Source organism: Undibacterium sp. Tian12W, from assembly GCF_049339405.1.
Taxonomy (GTDB): domain Bacteria; phylum Pseudomonadota; class Gammaproteobacteria; order Burkholderiales; family Burkholderiaceae_D; genus Undibacterium.
Window position 1 is genome coordinate 1 of record NZ_JBMPPK010000015.1, and the last position, 24441, is coordinate 24441.

Here is a 24441-nt window from a genome sequence, read left to right on the forward strand (position 1 = left end):
GCAGGAAGATGAGCGTTACGACCAAATGAAATTGGGACTGTAGCCGCCTTTAGGCGGCTCAAGGGTTACCAGCGCCTTTGAGGCGCCCCAGCAATAAACCTCCGGCTTTGCCGGAGGTAATTTAATTGCAGCACGACAGGGCAGCAAAACTGTCTTGTCCGCGCACCTGAAACCGGGTGCCTGATGCGTACGGTATTCTTTTCTGATGAAAATTTTGCGGCTTTTTTGCAGCACTCCATTCTCATCAATAAATTTTTTAATGCCAGTGACATGAAAATCTTTCATCGAAAGCTTGAAAGAGTTTCTTTCTGTAACAAACTTCTGCACCATTTTGCTGCATCTGGCACACAATTCCCTGGCTAAAGCCTTGCTGCATAAGGCTTTGCCCCCTCCGAGCGTCCCGCATTATTCTTCGCCCCGCATTTTTGCGTAGTTTTACTTAAGTAGAATGGAGCCTGAGATTTTTTCGATTTCCTGTTAATTTATCGTGGTAATTCATAAATTCATTTTTGAAGTACTTACATAAAAAATCAGGAGACAAACATGTCATACAAAGTCAAAGCCCTAGTCGCGTCTATTGTTCTGGGTCTGGCTGCTGCAAGCAATGCAGCAGAACCTATCAAAATCGGTGTTGCCGGCCCTTTCACCGGTGGTTCAGCCCCTATGGGTGTATCCATGCGTGATGGCGTCAAACTCGCCGTCAGCGAGATCAATGCCAAAGGCGGCGTGCTGGGCAGACAGTTGCAACTGGTAGAACGTGATGATGAAGCCAAAAATGAACGCGGTGTGCAGGTCGCGCAAGAGCTCATCAACAAAGAAAAAGTGGTTGCTACCGTCGGTTATATCAATACCGGCGTGGCACTGGCATCCCAGCGTTTTTATCAGGAAGCCAAAATCCCTGTCATCAACAATGTGGCAACAGGCAGCGTGATCACCAAGCAGTTCGTTGGTCCTGAACACAAAGATAATTACATCTTCCGCACGGCAGCAAATGACGTCATCCAGTCTGCCATGATCGTGGATGAAGCGGTGGTCAAGAACAAATTTACCAAGGTCGCCATCCTGGCTGACTCAACCAACTATGGTCAACTGGGTCGTGAAGATCTGGAAAAAACCCTGGGTGCCAAAGGCATCAAGCCAGTCGCTGTAGAAAAATTCAATATCAAGGATGTCGACATGACAGCCCAGTTGTTGAAAGCCAAGCAGGGCGGCGCACAAGCCGTGCTGACTTATGGCATCGGCCCTGAGCTGGCACAAATCGCCAACGGTATGGAAAAACTGGGCTGGAAAGTACCTATCATCGGCAGCTGGACTTTGTCCATGGGTAACTTCCTCGACAACGCTGGCAAAAACGGCGATGGCGCAACCATGCCACAAACCTTCATCCAGGATCCAAACACTCCAAAACGCAAAGCCTTTATCGAAGCCTATCAAAAGGCTTACAAGGTAGATCGCATGCCTTCCGCCGTATCTGCCGCGCAAGGATATGACTCCATCTACCTGCTGGCTGCAGCGATCAAGCAAGCTGGTGGTACAGACGGCGTCAAAGTACGTGAAGCGCTGGAAAACCTGAGCGAAAAAGTGGAAGGCGTGATCACCACCTACAACAAGCCTTATTCGCATGACGATCATGAAGCCATCAAGCCTGGTATGCCTGTCATGGGCGAAGCCAAAGGCGGCCACATCGTCCAGGGTAAATAAAGACAGGGCGCTGCCTCAGCGCCTGGAATAGCCCTCAGCCCGGTCACCTGCTACCGTAGTGCAAGATGACTGGGCTGTTATTCAGACAGACAGCTTCAAGGCGATCCAACATCGGGTGGATGGTCCTGGCAGGCTGCACTCCTTGGGTGAACAACATGGAAATTTTACTTCAGCTCGTCTTCAGCGGCATAGCCCTGGGGATGATTTATGCTGTCATCGCATTTGGCTATCAGCTCACATTTGCGACTTCAGGCACCTTGAACTTTGGCCAGGGTGAAGCCCTGATGCTGGGCGCCCTGGTGGGTCTCAGCGTAGTCGGCAATGTGCATGGCGGCCCGTATATGAATTATTGGCTGATGATACCGATAGTCCTGATCTTCGGCGGCCTGCAAGGCATGGTCGTTGAATGGATAGGCGTGCGCCCGGCTATCAAGATCAAATCAGAATTTGGCTGGATCATGTCCACCATCGCACTTGCCATCATCTTTAAAAACGTCGCAGAAAATATCTGGGGCAAGGATGATCTGACTTTCCCGTCTCCCTTGTCTGCAGCACCTTTCCAGGTGTTTGGCGCCAACGTGCAGGCCATGCAGGTCGTGGTCGTTATCGGCGCGCTGGCGATGATGCTGGCGGTCGAGTTTTTCAACCGCAAATCCATTTACGGCAAAGCCGTTGTCGCCACATCGAATGACAGGGATGCGGCTGGCCTCATGGGTATCAATACCAGCATGGTCATTACTTTCTCATATGCGCTGTCCTCCGCCACTGCAGCCTTCGCAGGCGTACTGGTGGCACCACTGACACTGACAGGCGCCACGATGGGCTCGGCACTGGGTTTAAAAGCCTTTGCCGTGGCAATTATCGGTGGCCTGACTTCTGGCGTAGGCGCCATTGTCGGCGGCCTGATTTTGGGCATTGCTGAAACCCTGACTGGCTTTTACATCTCCACAGGCTACAAAGAGGTGCCGGGCCTGGTCCTGTTGCTGCTGGTGCTGGCCGTCAAACCTGCCGGTTTGTTTGGCAAAGCCGCCATCAAGAAAGTGTGAGGCACAAGTATGAATAAGCAGACTCTCGCTCTTTCCGTCCTGGGTATAGGCGCACTGGCGCTGACACCCATAATAATGCATAACCCTTACTACCTGCACCTGGCTGAGACCATACTGATCTACGCCATCCTGCTGTTTGGTCTGGACATCGTGGTCGGTTACACTGGTCAGGTGTCACTCGGTCATGCCGGTTTGTTTGGCATAGGCTCGTATACAACGGGCGTGCTGGTGTTCAAACTGGGCATGTCGGTGTTTGTCGCCATCCCTTGCAGTATTGCCGTCACAGCCGTATTTGGTGCCTTGCTGGCCCTGCCTGCACTGCGTGTGACCGGGCCTTACCTGGCCATGGTGACACTGGCCTTTGGTACCATCATCCAGATTCTCATCAATGAAATGAGTTTCCTGACTGAAGGGCCAATGGGCATCAAACTCACCAAGCCTGTAATCTTTGGGCAAAAACTCGGTGAGGTTGGTTTCTTTTATCTGGTTGCCATCATGCTGGTGCTGGCGCTGGTCGTGGTGCACCGTGTTTTACGCTCTCACTATGGCCGTGCTTTCCAGGCCTTGCGTGACAGCCCGATCGCGTCTGACTGCATGGGCGTGTCAGTTTACAAATACAAAGTCATCGCCTTTGTCATCAGTGCGGCACTGGCTGGTCTGGCAGGCAGCCTGTATGCGTATTCGGAAGAATATATTTCACCGAATACCTACAACTTTGAACTGACCATCATGTTCCTGCTGGCAGTCATCATGGGCGGGCGCAAGACCCGTACTGGTTCATTGCTGGGTGCTTTGATTGTCGTGATGTTGCCATCGCTGCTGGCTGATATAGAACTGTTCCGCAAGATTGCTACCGTCGCTGCAGTCATTGCCGTGATTGCCGGTGGTGCTGCCATCGCCAAGCAGCGCAAAACCGTCAGGGAACTCATCGTTCCTGTGGGCGCGACTGTCGCCATGGCCTTGTTCTCTTACAAACTGGAAAACATCACTGACTGGCGTCTGACCATCTTTGGTCTGATGACCTTGTTTGTCGTGTACTACCTGCAAGACGGCATCGTCGGTTTCGTCAACAGCTTGCTGGGCAAAGGGCAGCAACATCTGGTCGTCAATGTAGAAAGCGCAGAGACCAATGCCAGCAACGCTATCGTCAACGCCAGCGATACCCGCGTCGGTGTGCTGCTGACAGGCCGGAAAATTCTCATGCAATTCGGTGGCCTGAAAGCGCTGAACCAGGTTGATCTGCAAATCAACAAAGGCACGGTACATGGTTTGATCGGCCCTAACGGTTCCGGTAAAAGTACCATGATGAATGTGCTGACTGGCATCTACCAGCCTACCGATGGTGTGGTGGAGTTTGGTGGTAAAGTCATCTCAGGCAGCACGCCATCCGCAATTGCTTTAGGTGGCGTGGCACGTACTTTCCAGAACGTGCAATTGTTTGGGGAGATGACGGCAACAGAAAACATCCTGGTGGGCTTGCACAGTACCTTCCGTAGTAATGTCGGCGATGCCATGTTGCATACGCCCCGCTATCTGCGTGAAGAACGATTGGCAAGAGCACGTGCTGCCAGCATCCTGCAATTCGTCGGTCTGGCTGACCTGGCTAATGAAGAGGCGCGCAATCTGCCTTATGGCAAACAACGCCTGCTTGAAATTGGCCGTGCACTGGGTCTCAATCCGCAACTGCTGTTGCTCGATGAACCTGCCGCTGGTTTGACAGCGCCCGACATCAAGGACCTGATCGCCATCATCCGCAAGATACGTGAACACGGTATTACCATCATCCTCATTGAACATCATATGGATGTGGTCATGTCGATTTGCGATACCGTGACTGTGCTGGATTTTGGCCAGAAAATTGCAGAGGGCAAACCCGCAGCAGTGCAGGCCGACCCTAAAGTGATTGAAGCCTATCTCGGTGGCAGCGTTGCTGAAACCGCCGAAACTACTGCAGCCTGAGGAGAGAGTAATGTTAAGCATTTCAAATCTGCATGCAGCCTATGGCAAGGTCGAAGTCTTGCATGGTATTTCCATGGAAGTGCCCAAGGGTAAGGTCGTCACGCTGATTGGTTCCAACGGCGCCGGCAAGACCACCACCATGCGCGCTATCTCCGGCATGTTGAAACCCAAAGAAGGTACAGTGACACTGGCCGGTAAAGATGTCACTGGCCTCGACTCACACAAGATCGCCAGGGCAGGTCTCGCGCATTCACCAGAAGGGCGGCGTGTGTTTGCCACCATGTCGGTGACAGACAATCTCTTGCTCGGCGCTTTCCCGCGTTTCACCCGCAGTCGCCCGCGTGGTGATATAGAAAGTGATCTGCAAAAAGCCATGGAACTGTTCCCGCGTTTAAAAGAACGCAAGAACCAGCTGGCTGGTACCTTGTCTGGCGGTGAACAGCAGATGCTGGCGATGGCGAGAGCAGTCATGCTCAATCCTGACGTGGTCTTGCTGGATGAACCATCAATGGGCCTGGCACCTATCCTGGTCGATGAAGTCTTCCGTATCATCGTTCGCCTGAAAGAGCAGGGTACTACCATGCTGCTGGTGGAGCAGTTTGCAGCGGCTGCTTTAGCCGTGGCTGACTATGGTTATGTGCTGGAAAATGGCAGGATATCGGTACATGGTCCGGCGGCCAGTTTGCAGAATGATCCGGCGGTGAAGGCGGCTTATCTGGGTGGTGGTGCGCAGCATTAATGGCATCGTGCGCGCAAGTTTAAGGAATGGGGAGCTTGCTCCTCATTTTTATTTTTCTGTCGTAGTGTTTGAGTGATTGTGGTACATACAAGCTGCGTTGTCTTCAATCTCAGAATAATCTTATTAACGTCATTCCAGCATGCTCTTGGCTGGAATCCAGCAGCGTTCGCGGTATGCCGTGTCGTTTGTTATATGTCTTGCTTTGATTAAAACGATTGCTCTCCGTGGATGCAAGCCGGGTCTCGGCCCGGCGGCCGAAATTCTTTCTTTGCGTCGCCAAAGAAAGAATTCAAAGAAAGGCGACCCAGCATCGTCGCCCCTGCGGGGTTCCCGTTTGTGCAGTACAAAAAATGGGAAGATCCGAAACTCGCCTGCGGCTCAGACAGCGACTCTTCTTGATCCATTTTCTGTACCGCACAAACGGCGTCGACACATGGGAACTGCGGAAAAACAAAAACAACGTCAATACAACCGTTATGCAAATATCTTGATTTGCGATTGATCAAAAAATTTTGATCAATCAATCTTTCAACTCACCCGTCCAAATGCCGCAAAGGATGCGCATGAGCAGGCCAGGCTTCTGCAAAAAATTCTGTCACTTGCTCTGTCGTCACTTCAGTCAATGTCGCAGGTGACCAGCGTGGTGTATTGTCTTTATCTACCACCAACGCTCGCACACCTTCCAGCACTTCACCATGTTTGAAGCAATGGCGTACCATGTTTCTTTCCATGCGCAGACAGGCGGATACTGTCATGTCTTTGCTGCGGCGTAGTTGTTCCAGCGTGACTGACATCAGCAATGGCGAACGCTTTTGCATGGTGGCCAGTGTTTGCTGAGCGAATTCGCTGTTGTCTTGCTGTAGTTTTTCACAGATGGCAATAACACTATTGCCCGCGAAGATGCGATTGATGGCGGCGTGTTGTGCAGCCAGTTTGCTGGTATCTGGTTTTGCCTGGTCTGCAAAAGTTGCTGCGAAATCGCGTGTCGCTACACGCAGGTCTGTAGCTGTGCTTTCACTGAGCAAATTCATCAGCGCAGGTATTTCTGCAGTAGGTGTATAGACATCTGCCAGACCAGCATAGATGGCATCAGCGGCGGTGATGATTTCACCAGTCAGTCCCAGGTAAGTACCAATTTCGCCTTCAGTACGTGACAGGAAATAGCCACCACCTACGTCAGGGAAAAGACCGATATTCACTTCCGGCATCGCCATCTTGGTACGCTCAGTGACGATGCGCAAACGGCAATCTTCACCCGCCTGGGCGATACCCATGCCGCCACCCATGACCACGCCATTCATTAGCGCGATATAGGGTTTCGGGTAGAAATGGATTAAATGATTTAAAGCATATTCTTCGGTGAAAAAATCTTCCAGCAGGGCCGAGTCACCTTTGGGTGTGGCCGTTCCGACGTCATAGAAAAAACGGATATCACCACCGGCGCAAAATGCTTTCTCGCTGCTGCTATGGATAAACACCGCGCGCACATTCTGATCATCCTGCCAGGCCAGCAAGGTCGTCGTCAGCGCTCTTACCATATCGAGTGACAGCGAGTTCAGCGCTTTGGGTCTGTCGAGGGTGATGTAGCCTATATTGTTCTTGACGGAGGTAAGTACAAATTCGCTCATGGTGGTTGACTATGCAGGGTAGGGGATGAAGCTGCTATTTTAACTTTGTCGGGCGTGGGCGTCACGGGGTGTATCACAAGCGAAATCTTAAATTCTCATGATTAATTACAAAAAATAGCTCTGACCCGCTAGCATCAGCGAAGAGTTCTGCGTGGCTAAGCGTCCTATCTTATGCAGCGATGATGGGCATGCTGAACTCTTACTCTTGCGGGAAATGCTTCAAGCTATGCTACCACGGCAGATATCCTATTTACTCATTCGCCAGGATAGCGACGGCCATGGCGTGACCCGGCCTGTCGAAGAACAGCCCGAATGTTTTTCAAAAGTGGTTCTTTTGCATTTGGCACTAAGGGTAGCAAACGTTCAACAATGAATTGCTCTGTCGATGTTTTGCCAAGAAGGTGGCCGCGCCATGGAGGCAAATCTCCTCTACTTAAATCGGCTAACAAAAAAGAAACCGCATCTTCGCTGAAGTCGTCGGTCGTTAGGTCGCTTTGGTCAAGTAGAATCGAGCGAGAAAGCACATCTCGATATTTCGAGGCAGAGTTATTGAATTCTACGACGAAAGCATGGCGCACCTCCTTAGTTAAGCATCTGGTGAACAACCAAGATATTCGATCCTGAAGCATAGAGAATGACCTTGGGTCACTTTCCGTTTTAAGCCAATCCAACCACCATTCGATTGGCCCTATTTCTATACGTCCGAGAGGACAATCTCCTGGAGTGTAAACTTGGTCGATAATAGCCAAAGCGAGATCATATTCACGCAACTTCAAAAGCTGCACAAAAAGCACTTCATTTCCGGCCCAGTTAATGTCAATCTGTTGAAGAAGATGTGTAGGTTCTTGTCTTCGCTGCTCGGGTGACATGTTGACGAGTTCACATAAAGCATTGATTACGTGAGAGACTTCTGTTTGTATTGCGCAGTAAAGTAGTGATGCCTTTGCTATCCCCGATCTTTCCATTGCCATTGTCTTAACGATCTCTGCAATGTCTTGCCGTCCCGAACAAAGACCTTTAAGCGCTTTGAGTGCCCAGGAGTCTTCTTTGGGATCGTCCATCATTGTGATCAGTCGATTTAGATGTTCAAGTGTGAAAGAAGTCCAAGAAAGCTGCCGCTCTTTTTTACCGAAACCAACGATGAAACAGATCGCTGTAGCGGCTTTATTAATGCCGCGAAGCAAGAGGTCTCCAGCAAGCTCTAATGCTTCCGTTGAATGTTGCCCCCAGAGAATGTCGCACAATATACGCGCATGTATCTCCGATATAGGCGTTGACTTGGCAATAGGCACAAATTCTTCTTTTATGGAGGAAATGTTAATATTGGTCAGAAACTCTGCCGCCCCTGAGATGAACCCAAGAGCAGTGTCATCATTAGAATCAGGCGTTACTTCGTCCGAAATGGAGTTTGCCAATAAGGCAATTTTTCTGATGTCCTCACAGATGGCAAAAGGTTTGAGGGGCCTTGCGATACCGTTGACACAATAATTGTAATCTGACCGAGCCTCTACCATCTCGCGAAGCATTTCGTCTTTGATTTCGGCACCTTTCAAATCAATAAGGCGCTTCACCGCGGCGCTTGCAACAGTGCTTCCAATTTTTAATAGTGATCGCAATTGCGGCTCGTGGATTTCCGAAATTGGCAGTAAAGATTCGATATACCATCCAATCCGCGTCTCAAATTGATCAAATCCCTCTATGCGATCAGGAACCTTGGTAAGCAGCTTTGTCACGACATCATCGCGCCCCACCTCAAGATATCTCACTGCATTCAATGCAAGGGCGAAGTCAGCATTGACTATGTCGTTGAAAAATGCTTCAGCTTGTGAGTCGGGTAAAAGACTAAGGGAGAGAAACAGTGCCTGATCCCATCTTGTTAGCGTTAGTTTCTCTTTGAGAATTTGTGGAGTTATTAGATACCGGCGGGCAAGTTCTTTGGCTGCTAAATATTCAGTGATCGACTGATGTACGAACGCAATCCGTCCTCCAATGTGAGGAATCAAAACAGAAATTGAAACAAGCCAATTAGCTATATCTTGCGCATTAATATTCGAAAATCCAGTTGCTTCGATATTCGCCCTCAAAACGCGGAGAAGATCCGACAAAGGATATGCCTCTTCGCCGCGATTGATTGCGTCATATGCGGCAAGAGACAATGCTTTTTCTATTTCGAATGCTTTACCGAATCGTTCAACAAATGCGTTGTCTATATTGATAAAAAACGAATCGTAGAAGTCTCTCGGATGCGCCTGAGGTGGCAGGAGAACCGCACCGCTTATGATGAATTGAAAATAGAAGGGCTTTTGTAACAATTGCCGGATTTCCTGTTCAAAACGACCAGAGATATTGATTTTTCTCTGACTGATTTCTGCTGACACAACTTTGTCATCTATTTGGTCGAGGTAATAAGCCGGGAATTCCAATTTGTCGAGACCATCGTTCGTTCTTGAGCCAATTATCAGAGATGACCACCCAACACCGTCAGCAAATCTAGAAAAATCGGCTTCATAGGTGCCAGTTTCCCAATATTCTCTGGGCATTTCATTAAATGAATCTAATAACACCTTAAACCGAAATCTCTGATTCATCTCATAGAACGGCAAACTAACAGGTAGTGTTTGACTCACTAGCTTGGCAAGATCTCCACGATATAGCTTAAGATCAACTAGAACTGGAATAACTACAGACGATTCGTCGAACGGTTCTGAAAGACAGATTTCATGAAGCTTGTCCGCCAATCTCGCTGCGGCTTGCTGAAGCGCATATGATTTTCCTGCGCCTGGTAATCCAACAAGAATGGCGCGTTCTGGCCCCTCAGCTAAAAATTTGTCAACTGCGTAGTGGTCAAATTTGTTCGATTGCTGGTAAAAATTGCTGTGTCTCTTAGTACTAAGCTCTGTATGCACTCGGATTTCGAACTCAGGAATTACCTTTGGTGCACGTGACAATCGCGCTGCGTGACGTGCCAATGAAAGAACTTGGTCTGGGGAGCACGCGTCATTGCATGTATCATTTAGGCTTGGAGCTGAGGCCGTTGATTCAGGCCTAGAAAGCGAGTCAAGAAGATCGAGCAGACGGGTATGCTCTTTCGTCCCGTTCTGATTAATTGTTGTTGTGTAATTAACGAGGTGGATGCCATAGTTACGTCTCCAGTAGTCAGTTTCCGCCTCAGTCAAGTCGGCCATAATGGCATAGTGGTCACGAGTGCCACCTTTGTAAGTATTCGCAAGTAGATCCCGGACGTAAAGAAAATCTGGATCTCGCAAACCAAACCCAAGGTAAACAACTGGTCGACTTGCTAGCAGTATTTTCAAAGATTCTAATGCATTCTGTCGTTCTCCTTGAGGAAGTAATTGTCGATACTGCTCGCGCGTCAGAATTATGCTGTCACTGTCTGCCGCATCACCGTGAGGCTTAAAGACAAAGTCAATGGCGCGAGCGTGGATAATTTCGGCGGTTTCAGTCAGATGTCGATTCGTTATTGGTGGACGGAAAAATCGATCTGGTTGCCATTGCCGGAGAGCTTCTTCAATGAGATTATCGTAGTTCGTTGTGACAAAGCAGCGGGTTCTCAAAGCTACAATTTTTCTGTGAATATCATGCGGTCTAGCGACGCCATATCGACATGTGGCCCGAATAAAGTCGCCAATCTGCTGCTTCGTTAATTTATCAAACCCGTAGCTTGCAGCTTGTAATAGGTCACCACGGCCAACCTCCGCACGAACAAGCTCGGCGTTGGCACCTACTGATTCGACAAATTTCGCAAGTTCTTCAATTAGTCCTGACCAAGATGGAAGCCCTGACCATAATGATATTCCAGACCCAATGAATAAGACTGTATCTTCTTGAGTGAGAATTTGTTTCAGCTTATCCATAAAACTTTCCATTTTGTGATTGAACATTTACTGAATTTGAACAGTTAACCTTACAATACAGTGAATGAATACTATCTTCAATACTCGGAAAGTGCAGCTAAGTACCACGATTGTTGAAGCAACTAATCACAGACATAATACGTGCGCACATTACTTGAAGCTTTTTGCCCCGGCTTGTATCGACAGGGGACAAACGTTTTAGTCAAAGTACGTCATTTAACGAGCGACATGGCATGCCGCGAACGCCACTGGATTCCAGCTAATAGCACGCTGGAATGACGTTAATATGTATGCGGATTGTCTCAGAGTAATTCAGTTACTGATTGATGTAAATTGTTAACCTCAAAACCATTCACCCAACAAAAAGGACGCCTTCTAGCGTCCTTGTTTTGGATGTCCACAACCCTGTCAGGGTAAGGACTGGGGTCTTATGAAGCCGATGCCGGATCAGGTATGTGCTTGATGGCGTCGTGCTGATGGTCTTGCATTTTATCTTTATGCTTGATGACCTGGCGATCAAGTTTATCTACCAGTGCATCGATTGCTGCATACAGATCATGCGCCAGGCTTTCAACGTGAATATCTTTACCGCTGATATGCAAATTGATGTCGGCTTTGTGTCGTTTTTCCTTTTCCCGGAGCTTGTCCACCGTCAGGATGACGGCGATATCAATGACCTGGTCGAAATGCCGCCTGATACGTTCTAGTTTGGTATGTACATATTCACGAATTGCAGGAGTTACTTCGACGTGATGTCCACTGATGGTGAGATTCATACTGTGCTCCTATAGTGATGTTGCTTGCTATAACGATACGCTCTCAGCATTTATTTGCCTTGAGCTAAATCATATATAGCAATTCAAACCGTGATTACAAGGACTGCTTACAAAGATTTACGCAAACTGACTGGGGGGATTTTGAGGGCTTCACGGTATTTGGCAACTGTCCGTCGGGCAATTACCATGCCCTGTTCACCCAGCATGTCTGCAATTTTGCTATCAGAGAGTGGGCTTTTCTGGTCTTCTGCTCCTATCAACTGCTTGATGAGTGCACGTATCGCGGTGGAAGATGCTTCACCCCCTGTTTCCGTCGCGACATGGCTGCCGAAAAAGTACTTCAACTCAAACATGCCATGTGGGGTCAACATGTATTTTTGGGTTGTTACACGTGAGATAGTGCTCTCGTGTAATCCTAGTGTATCAGCAATTTCGCGCAAAACAAGGGGGCGCATTGCAACAGCACCGTGCGTGAAAAAATTGCGTTGCCTTTCGACTATGGCTTGTGCAACGCGCAATATAGTCTCAAAACGTTGCCGCATATTCTTGATGAGCCAGCGGGCTTCCTGCAATTGCGCGCCCATGCCAGCCTCGCCACGGTTTTGCTTCATGATGTTGGCATACATGCTGCTTACCCGCAGCCTGGGCATGACATCCTGATTCAGCATGACTTGCCAGCCGTTGCCGGATTTTCTGACGATCACATCTGGTACGACATAGTCCGATTCATCGGCAGCAAAGGCCAGGCCAGGTCGTGGTTTGCACAGGCGGATAATGGTTTGTGCATCGCGCAAATCTTCGTCGTCGCAATCGAAGATTTTCTTGAGTTTGGTGAAATCTCTTTGTGCAAATAAAGCCAGTTGTGTTTCAACAATTTGCAATGCCAGCCTGCGTGTGACGAAAGCAACTTTTGGCAGACGCCTGATTTGCAAGGCCAGGCATTCAGACGGGCTGCGCGCACCGACACCTGCCGGATCAAAGCTTTGCAGCATGTTCAGCGCAAACGCCAGCTCTTCTGGTTCTACGCACAGTTCCAGTGGTAAACTGGCATGTATTTCATCTAATGTTTCGGTCAGGTAACCGTTATTGTCGAGCGCATCGATCATCAACTCGACCAGGGCACGGTCACGCGGTTCGCGCAGGTTAAGACGCATCTGTTCCTGCAAGTGCTCACGCAGGGTGATATGGGCTGCACCGAGCTGCGGGCGGCCATCTTCATCATCGCCAGATTTGCTGCCATGCTGTACATCATCAAAGCCCCAGTCTTCTTCGCTGGAAGTGGTGCTGTCATTGCTGATGACGGTTTCTGCATCTGCGGCAGTCGGTTCTGCTGACCTGTCACTGTCTTCTCTTGCTGCCGGTGCTTCCATGCCGGCATCTGCAGAAGTACTGCTGGTATTGATGGCACCATCGGCCAGCAGGCGTACGGCGTGATCGAGGGGATCATCGACACGTTCCAGCATGGGGTTATCGGTCAGCAGCGTCTCCAGCTCCTGATGCAATTCCAAAGTGGATAACTGCAATAATCGTATTGATTGCTGCAATTGCGGCGTTAAGGCCAGATGTTGTGAGGTACGTAGTTGCAGGCTTTGTTTCATGATGATTCCCGTCACATCCGGAAGTGTTCTCCGAGATAAACGCGACGTACAGATTCATTTTGTATGATGTCGTCAGGCTTGCCGCTGGCAAGTACCGCGCCCTGGTTGATGATATAGGCGTGATCGCAGATGCCCAGGGTTTCGCGTACATTATGATCGGTGATCAAGACACCTATGCCGCGTTCCTTGAGGAAGCGCACGATGCGTTGAATTTCGATGACGGCGATAGGATCAACACCGGCAAAGGGCTCATCGAGCAAGACAAAGCGTGGGTTGGTCGCGAGTGCGCGGGCAATTTCGACGCGGCGGCGTTCACCACCTGACAGTGACAAGGCCTGGCTTTCACGTATTTTTTCTATCTGCAAATCTGCCAGCAGGGCATTGAGCCTTTGCTCAATTTTCTTGGCACCGAGATATTTGCCTTCGCTGTCTTTTTGCAATTCGAGTACGGCACGGATATTGTCCTCTACCGTCAGCTTGCGAAATACCGAAGCTTCTTGCGGCAGGTAAGACAAACCCAGTACGGCGCGTTCATGGATAGGCAGTTGAGAAATATTCACGTCATCGATCGTGATATCCCCTGCGTCGGAAGGTACCAGGCCGACGATCATGTAAAACGAAGTGGTTTTGCCTGCGCCATTCGGGCCCAGCAAACCCACGACTTCGCCACTTTTCAATAGCAGTGAGACATCGCGCACGACCTGGCGCGCGCCATAGCGCTTTTGCAAGCCCTTGACAAGCAAGGTGCTGCTTGACTGTGCAGTCATCTTATTTAGCCTGTTTTTCTGGTTTTGGTTGCAAGGTGATGGTGATATTGCCTGAACCATCTACATGCTGGCCACTGGTCGAATTCGTGCCAACAAAAACATCATTCTTGCTGTCATAAGACAGGTATTCACCTTCCTGTTCCTGGGTGACGCGTTTGCCTTCGAGGTAGCGTACCTTGGCCTTGGAAATGAATTTGACGATTTCTGTACTCTGGTTGTATTCAGCACGGTCAGCTTCGCCATCTACCCACAGATCAGGGCCACCATCGCGTTTCTGGCGGAAGGTGACTTTGCGGCCACTGCCACCTGTCAGAACAACAAACTGATCGCCATTCGGGGCTTCGGTCACGACGGCACTCTCAGAAGTGACGGTCAGGGTGCCGCGCACCAGGGACACGCCCTTGGATAATCTGCTGACGCTGGCTTTGCCATCACTGATGCCATAACCTGCTTTGATGATGGTTTCTTTATTACTATCGGCTTTTTCTGCATTCGCAGAAACACAGGCCAGGCCCAGGCAGGCCAGGCTGATCAAGCGTGTGACGCTAAATGATGTTTTGATCATGTGCATATTCGCTTTCTTGCTTATTTATTCCCGGTTTTGGGGGCGGGTTCACGTTTCTTGAGTTGAATGTAAACCTTGCTCAGCAATTCCAGGCCTTGGGTTGAATTATTGGCAATCATGCCAGTTGCAGTTGAGTGCAGTTTGCCGGTCGTAATTGAAACCGGTTTGTCGGTTTTAACGATATCGTCATCCGGCAGGAGCAAAAGATAATCAGACTCCACACGCACGAATTGTGAACTCAGGCCCTCGGGCCTTTCCATGCTGACATTGTCATACAGATGAACCATGTCATGCTCGCGCTTGGGCGTGGTCAGCGATGATTTTTGCGATACCACGGCGAGTTCAGCACGCAGATGCAGCGGTGGTCTGTCCTTGTCAAAGCTGTTGATCTGCGGGTGCTTGATTTCTATATTGTCAGTCCGCGGCAAATGCACCAGGCTGTCACCAGTGATATGGTAATTGGCCTTGCCATTGTTCGATAACCGGATGAAATTGAATTTCTCGACATAGTAATCAGGCGCTGATCTGGCGGAAGTGCGGTTTTGCTCATCGTCGGCATGCCGGCGTATGACTTCCATGACCCAGATCGTGCCCATGGTGATCACGCCCAGCAGGATCACGGCCAGCCAGATGCGGAAGCGGTCTATGGTCATTTGGGGTTTCATGTCAGATATGCTTGTAAAGCCTGTTCATATTTGCCCTGGGCACGCAGGATGAAGTCGCAGACTTCGCGCGCAGCACCCTGGCCGCCACTGGCTCTGGTGATGTACTGAACACGTTGTTGTACTTCAGCATGGGCATTCGGTACGCTGGCTGCAAAGCCAACCCTGGTCAGTATCGGTAAATCAATCACGTCGTCACCGATAAAGCCGCAGTGTTCAGCAGGGATATCCAGCTTCGCCAGCAGGTCAAGAAATGCACTCTTCTTGTCATGGATACCCTGGCTGACATGGCTGATGCCAAGATCAGCCGCTCGCTTGCTGACGATGGCCGATTGCCGCGCACTGATGATGGCCGTGATAATGCCTGCCTGTTGCAAGAGCTTGATACCTTGCCCATCCAGCACATTAAAGCATTTCATCATTTCGCCGTCTGGCCCAAAGTACAGGCTGCCATCAGTCAGTATGCCATCGACATCAAAAATCATGAGCCGGACTTTGCTGGCTCTTTCTACAGAATCTACAGGATTATTCATCAGATCACCTTGGCCCTGGTCAGGTCATGGATATGCAAGGCACCCACCAGCTTGCCGCTGTCGTCAGCGACCAGCAACTGGTTGATGCGGTAAGTTTCCATGACTTCGACGGCTTCGACAGCCAATTGTTCCGGGCGTATGCGGCGCGGCGCGTGGTTCATGACATCGGCAATGCGCAACTGGGTGAAATCACGCGTGCCATCCATCAGGCGGCGCAAGTCACCATCGGTGAAGATGCCCAGCACCTGCTGCTGTTCATCCACTACGGCAGTCATCGCCATACCTTTTTTGGTAATTTCCAGCAGCGCAGTTTTCAGGCTGGTTTCTGGCCCCACCTGCGGGATGTCTCCATTGGTGCGCATGACATCCCTGACGTGCGTCAGCAGACGGCGACCGAGTGATCCACCAGGGTGGGAGCGGGCAAAGTCTTCTTCGCGAAAACCTCGTGCATCCAGCACCGCCACCGCCAGGGCATCACCGAGTGCCAGCGTGACTGTGGTGCTGGCCGTTGGTGCCAGGTTCAGCGGGCAGGCTTCTTTGTCTACATGCAGGTTCAAATGAATATCAGCCAGTTTGCCCAGACTGGATTCCGGGTTGCCGGTCATGGCAATCAGTTTTACACCCAGACGCTTGATGATAGGCAGGATAGACATCAACTCAGATGCTTCGCCAGAATAAGAGATGGCGATAAACACATCCTGCGGTGTCACCATGCCCAGGTCCCCATGGGCAGCCTCAGCCGGATGGACAAAAAACGATGGGGTGCCGGTGGAGGCAAAGGTCGACGCAATCTTGCGCGCAATATGACCAGACTTGCCTATGCCAGAAACCACGACCCTACCGTGGCATGCCAACAACATGCTGACTGCCTGTGCGAATCCGGCAGCATCGCCATTGCCCAGGCGTTTTTGCAGGGCAAGCAGGGCGTCAGCCTCGATTTGCAGGGTCTCGCGAGCCAGTTTCAGGGCGCGTTGCGCTGCGACAGCCGGGTCTGTCGGTGCTTGTTGTTTAAAAGTTAAAGGTGCATTCAGTTCATTCATGCCAGAAGTATAAACGAAATCCTCAAAGCAAAAACTTTGCCAGTTGTAACGTAATGAATTATGTTTGCCCAAAAGCAGGATAGCAAGGCGATAAATCGGCAATAATAGGCGACATGACAGGACTGGACACCACACTTTTATTGCTGGCTGCTGCCGTATTGGGCGTGGTCGCATTCCGTATGCTGCAACTACCGCCCATGCTGGGTTATCTGGTGGTTGGCATCTTCATAGGCCCGCACGGTTTTGGCATGGCAGAAGACAGTGCCGTGACCCATGAACTGGCCGAATTTGGCGTGGTCTTCCTGATGTTTTCGATAGGACTGGAGTTCTCGCTGTCCAAACTCATGGCCATGCGCAAGGCGGTATTTGGCCTCGGGATGGCGCAGGTACTGGTCACTATACTGACCAGCATGGTATTTGGCTGGGTAGCCAGCCGCTTTTTACCAGGCATGTTCCAGATCAGTTGGGAAGCCTCATTCGCCCTTGGCGGCGCATTGGCGATGTCCTCAACCGCCATCGTCTCGAAAATGCTGACGGAAAGGCTGGAGCTGGAAAGCCTGCATGGCAGGCAGATTATCAGCGTGCTGCTGTTCCAGGATCTGGCCGTGGTGCCGCTGCTGATCCTCGTGCCTGCGCTGGCATCAAAATCCCCTGATCTTGGTAAAACCCTGGCGCTGGCGAGTGGCAAGGCGGTGGTGGTGCTGGTCTTGCTGCTGGTGGTGGGGCAAAAACTCATGCGCGCCTGGTTCCACATCGTGGTCAAGCGGCGCTCGCAAGAGTTGTTCATGTTGAATCTCTTGTTCATTACCCTGGGCGCTGCCTGGCTGACCGAGAAAGCCGGTTTGTCGATGGCGCTGGGTGCCTTCGTCGCTGGCATGCTGATTTCTGAAACTGAATACCGCCATCAGGTGGAAGAAGATATCAAGCCATTCCGCGATGTCTTGCTCGGGCTGTTCTTTATTACCGTCGGCATGTTGCTCAATGTGCGGCTGGTATATGAGCAATTCTGGCTGGTGCTGTTGCTGCTGACCGGGCCTGTCTTGCTGAAGTTTGTACTGATCGCGGCGCTGGCAAGAGCATTTGGCAATTCCACCAGTGTTGCCTTGCGTACTGGTCTGGGTCTGGCACAGGCCGGTGAATTCGGCTTCGTTTTGTTGAACCAGGCAGGGGGCTTGCAACTGGTTGATCCTATGCTGGTGCAATTGATTTTGGCGTCAATGGTGATTTCCATGCTGATCTCACCCTTCATTTTGTCCAAGTCTGATGCCATCGTCATGAAATTCTCTGCCAACGAATGGATGATGCAATCGCTGGCACTGACCCAGATTGCGGCCCGCACCATGACCACCAAGAAGCATGTGATCATTGCCGGCTTTGGCCGTAGTGGACAGAGCCTGGCACGTATCCTGGCAGAAGAAAATATTGATTATCACGCACTCGATCTTGATCCTGACCGCGTGCGGGAAGCGCAGACTGCCGGTGCCAATGTCTCGTATGGCGATGCGGCAAGACGTGAAAGCCTGCTGGCGGCTGGCGTTAACCGCGCCTCGGCCCTCGTGGTGACTTATACCAGCACCGCATCTGCGCTCAAGGTTTTGCATTTCGTCAATGAGATGAACCCCAGTCTGCCTGTTATCGTGCGCAGCCATGATGATGTTGATCTGGATAAACTCAGGGCTGCCGGTGCTACTGAGGTGGTGCCAGAACTCATGGAGGGCAGCCTGATGCTGGCTTCGCATGCGCTGGTGATGCTCGGTGTGCCCTTGCGCCGCGTGGTACACAGGGTGCAGGTCGCGCGTGAGGCGCGCTATGAATCCCTGCGCGGCTTCTTCCATGGCGCCAGCGATGCGGCAGACAGCCCTGAGAGCATGCAAATACGCCTTCATACCGTCATCCTGACCGAGCGTGCCAATGCGATAGGCCAGCATTTGCCAGATTTGAAGCTCGAAGAGCTGGAGGTCGATATCCATGCCGTGCGCCGTGGTAAAGCCAGGCTGGCAGAGCTCGGGGACATCGTTTTACAGAATGGCGACGTGGTCGTTGTCAGGGGAACTTCCGAAGCAGTCGCTAGAGCAGAGCAGCGGCTGTTAAAATAGCGGGTTATTTTAAAATTTGAAGGACATGCTTGATGTTAAATCCATCAGAGTACATTAAAGAACATATACGCACGGTGGAAAACTGGCCACAAGCAGGCGTGATGTTCCGCGACATTACCCCCTTGTTGCAAAATCCTAAAGTATTCCGCGTACTCATCGATATGTTCGTACATCGCTACATGGATGAAAAGCTCGACGTCGTGGCTGGCCTGGATGCACGCGGCTTTATCATAGGCTCAGTGGTCGCCTATGAGCTGAACCTGGGTTTCGTACCTATCCGCAAGAAAGGCAAGCTGCCTTTCCATACTGTGTCCGAGCAATATGAGCTTGAATATGGCAGCGCGACAGTGGAACTGCATTCCGATGCCTGCAAAAAAGGCGACCGTGTCGTCCTCATCGACGACTTGATTGCCACTGGCGGCACCATGATGGCAGGCAAAAAATTGCTGGAGCGTCTGGGCGCAACGGTAGTCGAAGGTGCTGTCATCGTCGATTTGCCTGAGCTTGGTGGCTCGAAGATTATCAAGGATAGTGGCTTGCCTTTGTTCACCGTTTGTAATTTCGACGGACATTGACAGGCTGGCAGGTACTTACTCGCATGCATGAGTTTCACGTCGCGGCATCAGACCCGGCCTTGCCCGAGGCCGCTGTTTTGCTGGATGAGCTTTCCGACCGCCTGGCTGCGATCACCGGTAGCAGTGGGCGTTCATCCTTTGATGCAGAGGATGTACGCGTACCCGGTGCGCTGTTTGTGCTGGCACGCAGTGCCGATGGCAAGGCAGTAGGCTGTGGTGCTTTTCGCCCCATGGGCGAAGGCGTCGCAGAAGTCAAGCGCATGTATGCGCAGGTAGCGGGTGCAGGCCTGGCCGTATTGACACATCTTGAGGCTGCGGCCAAAGAATATGGCTACCTGAAGCTGCGGCTGGAAACCCGCCTGATCAATCAGCGTGCTGTTGCCTTTTATGAAAAACATGGTTATTACCGCATTCCCAATTTTGGCAAGTATGTGGGCAAGGCAGAGGCGGTCTGCTTTGAAAAAGAAATAAAAAAGCATTAAACAGAAAAAGTAGTCTCAAAACCTCTATGGAGCAGCACTTTTATGGTTTCTTTGATAACGCAAGAAATCAGCAAAAATGCCTGAGCTGCGCTATACTTCAAATCTTCCAAGGAGCGTTGCGACGAAAACTACGAGTTTTTGCCAGGCTTGGGATATCCATAACCGCGCTCACGTTACTTTTTTCATTAGAAAGGAGGGCGTGATGAACGCCGTCGTAGCAAACACATCCAATACTGCTTCCCAAGATTTTTTCGTTGCTGATCTCAGTCTCGCTGACTGGGGCCGTAAAGAAATCCGCATTGCTGAAACAGAAATGCCGGGCCTGATGGCTATCCGTGAAGAATTCGCGGCTACTCAACCATTGAAGGGTGCCCGTATAACCGGTTCCCTGCACATGACTATCCAGACTGCCGTGTTGATCGAAACACTGCTGGCCCTGGGTGCAGAAGTGCGCTGGGCATCTTGCAATATCTACTCCACACAAGATCACGCAGCTGCAGCGATTGCTGCTGGCGGCACGCCAGTGTTCGCTTTCAAAGGCGAAAACCTGGATGAATACTGGGATTTCACCCACCGTATTTTCGAATGGAAAGACGGCGGTTATTCCAACATGATTCTTGATGATGGCGGCGATGCTACCTTGTTGCTGCATCTGGGTACACGTGCTGAAACAGATATTTCTGTGCTGGCCAACCCAGGTTCAGAAGAAGAAATCTGCCTGTTCAATGCGATCAAAAAACACCTGGCTATCGATGGCACCTGGTACTCCAAACGCCTGGCAGAAATCAAGGGCGTGACAGAAGAAACAACCACTGGCGTACATCGCCTGTACCAGATGCACAAAGATGGCAAGCTGGCTTTCCCTGCTATCAACGTCAATGATTCCGTCACCAAGTCCAAGTTCGACAACCTGTATGGCTGCCGTGAATCCCTGGTCGATGGCATCAAGCGTGCAACTGACGTCATGATCGCTGGCAAGGTTGCTGTTATCGCCGGTTACGGTGATGTAGGCAAGGGCTCTGCGCAAGCCATGCGTGCTTTGTCTGCCCAGGTATGGGTAACTGAAATCGATCCTATCTGCGCATTGCAGGCAGCGATGGAAGGCTACCGCGTCGTGACCATGGAATATGCTGCTGAACATGGCGACATTTTTGTGACAACGACAGGCAACTACCACGTCATCAGCCATGCACATATGCTGAAGATGAAAGACCAGGCCATCGTCTGCAACATCGGTCACTTCGATAATGAAATCGACGTTGCCGCATTGAAGCAATACACCTGGGAAAACATCAAGCCACAAGTTGACCACGTGATTTTCCCTGACGGTAAACGCATCATCCTGCTGGCAGAAGGCCGCCTAGTGAACCTGGGTTGCGGTACAGGTCACCCATCGTATGTCATGAGTTCTTCTTTTGCTAACCAGACTATTGCGCAAATCGAATTGTTTGCCAATACAGCGAAATATCCAGTCGGCGTCTACACTTTGCCTAAACATCTGGATGAAAAAGTCGCCCGTCTGCAATTGAAAAAACTCAATGCACAACTGAGCGTGCTGACAGAAGAACAGGCTACCTATATCGGCGTGAGCCAAAACGGCCCTTACAAGCCAGATCACTACCGTTATTAATCCACGAATTAATCCACGACAGCGCCTGTCCGGGTTTGCAACTTGTAGTTTGAAGTTTGCAGACCTGGGCAGGTGTGCAATGAAGCTGTATCTTGTGGCTACAGCTTCATCCCTCTACAACAGGAGCATGTATGCGTTTACTGGCAACCTGGTTGGTCAATGCGCTGGCTTTGCTGGCGATTCCTTATCTCATTTCGTCGGTGCAAATCGACACTTTTGGTACGGCACTGGTCGTGGCAGTCGTGCTGGGCCTGGTCAACACCATCATCCGCCCTATCGTATTGATACTGACATTACCGGCAACGGTATTGAGTCTGGGCCTGTTCATCTTCATCATTAATGGTCTGATGTTCTGGGGCGTGGCAAATATGGTAGATGGTTTCCACGTTACCGGCTTCTGGGCGGCGGTAGGTGGCGCATTGTTGTACAGCGTGATCTCCTGGGCACTCTCGACCTTATTGTTGCAAAATAAAAAAGATGAAGACGCCTAATTTCAGCATAGAATTTTTTCCGCCCAAGACGGCGGAAGGCACGGAAAAGCTGCGTGTCACAAGGGCCAAGCTGGCCGAACTTAATCCTAAATATTTCTCTGTCACTTTTGGTGCTGGCGGCACTACCCAGCAGGGTACGCTTGATACCGTGACCGAGATACGCCGCGAAGGCCACGATGCCGCACCGCATCTGTCCTGCGTGGGTGGTACCCATGAATCCATCCGTACTATTCTCAATGAATTCAAAGCCAATGACATCCGCCGCCTGGTCGCCCTGCGTGGCGACTTGCCCAGTGGTTATGGCATGGGTGGTGAATTTCGCTATGCCAATGAACTGGTCGAATTTATCCGTGCCGAGACTGGTGACTGGTTCCATATCGAAGTGGCAGCCTATCCTGAAATGCACCCACAGGCCCGTTCACCGCAAGATGATCTGAACAGCTTCGTGCGCAAGATGAATGCTGGTGCGAATGCCGCCATCACCCAGTATTTTTACAATGCTGATGCCTACTTCCGTTTTGTTGAAGAAGCGCGTAAGGCAGGCGTGACAGCGCCTATCGTGGCAGGCATCATGCCTATCACGAATAGCACACAGCTACAGCGTTTCTCTGAAATGTGCGGCGCAGAAATCCCGCGCTGGATACGTTTGAAGCTGGCCAGTTATGGTGACGATACTGCGTCTATCAAAGCCTTTGGTTTGGATGTAGTAACTGCCATGTGTGAACGCCTGCTCGCAGGTGGTGCTCCGGGTCTGCATTTCTATTCTTTGAACCAGGCGGCTGCGACGACAGCTATCTGGCAAAGGCTGGTTTAATATAGCTTGCTCATCTCAACACTATCCCCGCCAGAGATGATCTGCCGGGGATTTTTTATGTCAGGTTTTTTGCAGCCATGGGAATCTACTTCGCTATTCTGTTCCTCTTCATTGCCGTTGCCTGGATGTTCTGGTCTGTAGTGGAACTTTTCAGAGCCAGTCAAAGCGTGCACTGGCCTACGGTGCAGGCAAAAGTCAGGGTATGCAGAGTACGAAGGTACTTCCATAACACGACGGGATATAAAGACAGTGCCATACAAGAATGGAGTTTCCAGTTACAGTATGACTACACTGTCAATGGTCAGGTTTATCAGGGAAACAAAGCATTTTTTTGTGGCTGGCCGGGCAAGCGGGTCGCAAGGAATATCGTCGCCAAATATCCCGAGGGTAGTACCGTCAGCATTACTTACCATCCAGGTAAGCCGGGTGTGAGCGCGCTGATCCCCGGGCTTAACCGCTTTGCCTGGCTAGTCTTGCTGCCAGGCCCCATGGCGCTGGTGCCGGCCTATGTTGCCTGGCGAATGTTCTAACGCAAACCCAGCCACAGTCCTAAAGGTACAAATAGCACCGCTGCGGCATTGCCGAGCAAAACGATAGACGCGACCTTGTCAGGTTCCTGTTTATATTGCTCCGCCACCATGAAGCAAAATACAGCGGGCGGCAGCGCCGCAAACAAATACATCTGGCCGCGCTGGGTGGCTGTGAGAGGCAAGATAAATTCCAGTATGCCGGCCACCAGCAGGCCTGCCAATGGGCAGACGATGGCACCTGCCATGCCTATGCGCCAGCTGGCAAAATTGATGTCCAGCATACGCACCCCGAGTGCAAACAGCATGATGGGGATGCAGGCATCTCCCGTCATTTTCAAGGCCAGGAAAAGTGTGGGCTGTAATGGGATATGCAAGACCGCAAACAGCATGCCCGCTGCCATTGCCAGCATCATCGGGCTCAGCAAAAAGCGCCAGGGGTTATCCTGATGATCAGGATGACCATGCTGGATGATGCGTATGCCCACCGTGAAATACACCAGGTTGCAAGCCATGAACAGCGCCACCGCAGCCGACAGGCCGCTGGTGCCAAAGGCCAGTGCTGCCAGCGGCAAACCCATATTGCCGCAATTGTTATACATCATCGGTGGCACAAAACTGCGCACGTCATAACCCAGCAGGCGCGCCACCGGCCATGCCAGCAAACCTGAGCCCAGCGCAATCAAGGCGCCTGCCAGTATCAGCCACAGGTTGTGGGCAACATCAAAGTCCTTGCCCGCCAGCGCAGTGAAAATTAGCAAGGGGCACAGCACATCCATGCTGATGCGGTTGACCGAGACCATATCCGCCGCAGCAGCCGGGCCCTTGCGCCGTGCATAGGCATAGCCAAGGCCGATGATGATGAACACAGGAAGGATGATGGATAGTATGCGTTCTATCATGCGTGCGTTTGCCTGGAAAAAGGAGAGACAGGTTT

At 51.0% G+C, this 24441-nt stretch carries 22 protein-coding genes and 1 riboswitch; of the genes, 11 read left to right on the forward strand and 11 right to left on the reverse strand.

What is annotated here, in order from left to right:
* Nucleotides 1–15: 15 nt before the first annotated feature.
* Nucleotides 16–330, reverse strand: a complete 315-nt coding sequence (locus ACO0LI_RS19065; RefSeq protein WP_423034516.1) for a hypothetical protein — start codon at nt 328–330, stop codon at nt 16–18.
* Nucleotides 331–543: 213 nt separating this feature from the next.
* Here ACO0LI_RS19065 and ACO0LI_RS19070 point away from each other — a divergent pair, with 213 nt between their 5' ends.
* The 4 genes from ACO0LI_RS19070 (at nt 544) to ACO0LI_RS19085 (ending at nt 5445) form a co-directional block, all read left to right on the forward strand.
* A complete protein-coding gene (locus ACO0LI_RS19070) occupies nt 544–1701 on the forward strand; it encodes an ABC transporter substrate-binding protein (RefSeq protein ID WP_423034518.1) in 1158 nt (385 codons plus the stop codon).
* Nucleotides 1702–1856: 155 nt separating this feature from the next.
* Nucleotides 1857–2747, forward strand: coding sequence for a branched-chain amino acid ABC transporter permease (locus ACO0LI_RS19075; protein WP_110256242.1), 891 nt, complete (start codon nt 1857–1859; stop codon nt 2745–2747).
* 9 nt (nt 2748–2756) lie between these two features.
* Nucleotides 2757–4706, forward strand: coding sequence for an ABC transporter permease subunit (locus ACO0LI_RS19080; RefSeq protein ID WP_423034520.1), 1950 nt, complete (start codon nt 2757–2759; stop codon nt 4704–4706).
* A 10-nt stretch (nt 4707–4716) separates the two neighbouring features.
* A complete protein-coding gene (locus ACO0LI_RS19085) occupies nt 4717–5445 on the forward strand; it encodes an ABC transporter ATP-binding protein (RefSeq protein WP_423009006.1) in 729 nt (242 codons plus the stop codon).
* Between the two features lie 533 nt (nt 5446–5978).
* On the opposite strand, the gene ACO0LI_RS19090 is transcribed toward ACO0LI_RS19085, so the two are convergent.
* The 9 genes from ACO0LI_RS19090 to ACO0LI_RS19130 form a co-directional block, all read right to left on the reverse strand.
* Nucleotides 5979–7073 (reverse strand): enoyl-CoA hydratase/isomerase family protein, encoded by a 1095-nt coding sequence (locus ACO0LI_RS19090; RefSeq protein ID WP_423034522.1) that lies wholly within the window; start codon nt 7071–7073, stop codon nt 5979–5981.
* Nucleotides 7074–7327: 254 nt separating this feature from the next.
* The gene (locus ACO0LI_RS19095; protein ID WP_423034524.1) at nt 7328–10948 is read right to left on the reverse strand and encodes an SIR2 family protein; all 3621 of its coding nucleotides are present in this window, start codon (nt 10946–10948) and stop codon (nt 7328–7330) included.
* 428 nt (nt 10949–11376) lie between these two features.
* Nucleotides 11377–11724 carry a ribosome hibernation-promoting factor, HPF/YfiA family gene (hpf, locus tag ACO0LI_RS19100; RefSeq protein ID WP_422948895.1) on the reverse strand — a complete coding sequence of 116 codons (348 nt, stop codon included), beginning with the start codon at nt 11722–11724 and terminating at the stop codon, nt 11377–11379.
* Between the two features lie 107 nt (nt 11725–11831).
* Nucleotides 11832–13322, reverse strand: coding sequence for an RNA polymerase factor sigma-54 (locus ACO0LI_RS19105; RefSeq protein WP_423034526.1), 1491 nt, complete (start codon nt 13320–13322; stop codon nt 11832–11834).
* Nucleotides 13323–13333: 11 nt separating this feature from the next.
* Nucleotides 13334–14089, reverse strand: coding sequence for an LPS export ABC transporter ATP-binding protein (gene lptB, locus ACO0LI_RS19110; protein WP_162039597.1), 756 nt, complete (start codon nt 14087–14089; stop codon nt 13334–13336).
* Nucleotide 14090: 1 nt separating this feature from the next.
* Nucleotides 14091–14654, reverse strand: a complete 564-nt coding sequence (locus ACO0LI_RS19115) for an LptA/OstA family protein (protein ID WP_162057449.1) — start codon at nt 14652–14654, stop codon at nt 14091–14093.
* A gap of 20 nt (nt 14655–14674) precedes the next feature.
* On the reverse strand, nt 14675–15319 hold the full coding sequence (gene lptC, locus ACO0LI_RS19120; RefSeq protein WP_422948893.1) for an LPS export ABC transporter periplasmic protein LptC: 645 nt from the start codon (nt 15317–15319) through the stop codon (nt 14675–14677).
* A complete protein-coding gene (locus ACO0LI_RS19125) occupies nt 15316–15849 on the reverse strand; it encodes a KdsC family phosphatase (protein WP_423034528.1) in 534 nt (177 codons plus the stop codon). The genes lptC and ACO0LI_RS19125 overlap by 4 nt, the downstream gene beginning before the upstream one ends.
* Nucleotides 15849–16889, reverse strand: a complete 1041-nt coding sequence (locus tag ACO0LI_RS19130; RefSeq protein WP_423034530.1) for a KpsF/GutQ family sugar-phosphate isomerase — start codon at nt 16887–16889, stop codon at nt 15849–15851. Before ACO0LI_RS19130 ends, ACO0LI_RS19125 begins: the two co-directional genes overlap by 1 nt.
* 113 nt (nt 16890–17002) lie before the next feature.
* Here ACO0LI_RS19130 and ACO0LI_RS19135 point away from each other — a divergent pair, with 113 nt between their 5' ends.
* From ACO0LI_RS19135 to ACO0LI_RS19165, 7 genes are all read left to right on the forward strand, one after another.
* Nucleotides 17003–18985: a monovalent cation:proton antiporter-2 (CPA2) family protein gene (locus ACO0LI_RS19135; protein ID WP_423034532.1), complete on the forward strand. Its 1983-nt coding sequence runs from the start codon at nt 17003–17005 to the stop codon at nt 18983–18985.
* A 32-nt stretch (nt 18986–19017) separates the two neighbouring features.
* On the forward strand, nt 19018–19560 hold the full coding sequence (locus tag ACO0LI_RS19140) for an adenine phosphoribosyltransferase (protein ID WP_423034534.1): 543 nt from the start codon (nt 19018–19020) through the stop codon (nt 19558–19560).
* 23 nt (nt 19561–19583) lie between these two features.
* Complete coding sequence (locus ACO0LI_RS19145) at nt 19584–20042, forward strand: GNAT family N-acetyltransferase (RefSeq protein WP_422948888.1); 459 nt, start codon at nt 19584–19586, stop codon at nt 20040–20042.
* Between the two features lie 102 nt (nt 20043–20144).
* Nucleotides 20145–20219: riboswitch (S-adenosyl-L-homocysteine riboswitch) on the forward strand.
* A 25-nt stretch (nt 20220–20244) separates the two neighbouring features.
* Nucleotides 20245–21672, forward strand: coding sequence for an adenosylhomocysteinase (gene ahcY, locus ACO0LI_RS19150; RefSeq protein WP_423034536.1), 1428 nt, complete (start codon nt 20245–20247; stop codon nt 21670–21672).
* Between the two features lie 131 nt (nt 21673–21803).
* Entirely contained in the window at nt 21804–22163 is a 360-nt protein-coding gene (locus ACO0LI_RS19155; protein WP_162039606.1) for a phage holin family protein, read from the forward strand.
* On the forward strand, nt 22150–22977 hold the full coding sequence (metF, locus tag ACO0LI_RS19160) for a methylenetetrahydrofolate reductase [NAD(P)H] (protein ID WP_423034538.1): 828 nt from the start codon (nt 22150–22152) through the stop codon (nt 22975–22977). Before ACO0LI_RS19155 ends, metF begins: the two co-directional genes overlap by 14 nt.
* A gap of 77 nt (nt 22978–23054) precedes the next feature.
* Nucleotides 23055–23507, forward strand: coding sequence for a DUF3592 domain-containing protein (locus ACO0LI_RS19165; RefSeq protein ID WP_422948885.1), 453 nt, complete (start codon nt 23055–23057; stop codon nt 23505–23507).
* Here ACO0LI_RS19165 and ACO0LI_RS19170 read toward each other — a convergent pair.
* The gene (locus ACO0LI_RS19170; protein ID WP_422948884.1) at nt 23504–24406 is read right to left on the reverse strand and encodes an AEC family transporter; all 903 of its coding nucleotides are present in this window, start codon (nt 24404–24406) and stop codon (nt 23504–23506) included. The genes ACO0LI_RS19165 and ACO0LI_RS19170 overlap by 4 nt on opposite strands.
* Nucleotides 24407–24441: the final 35 nt, after the last annotated feature.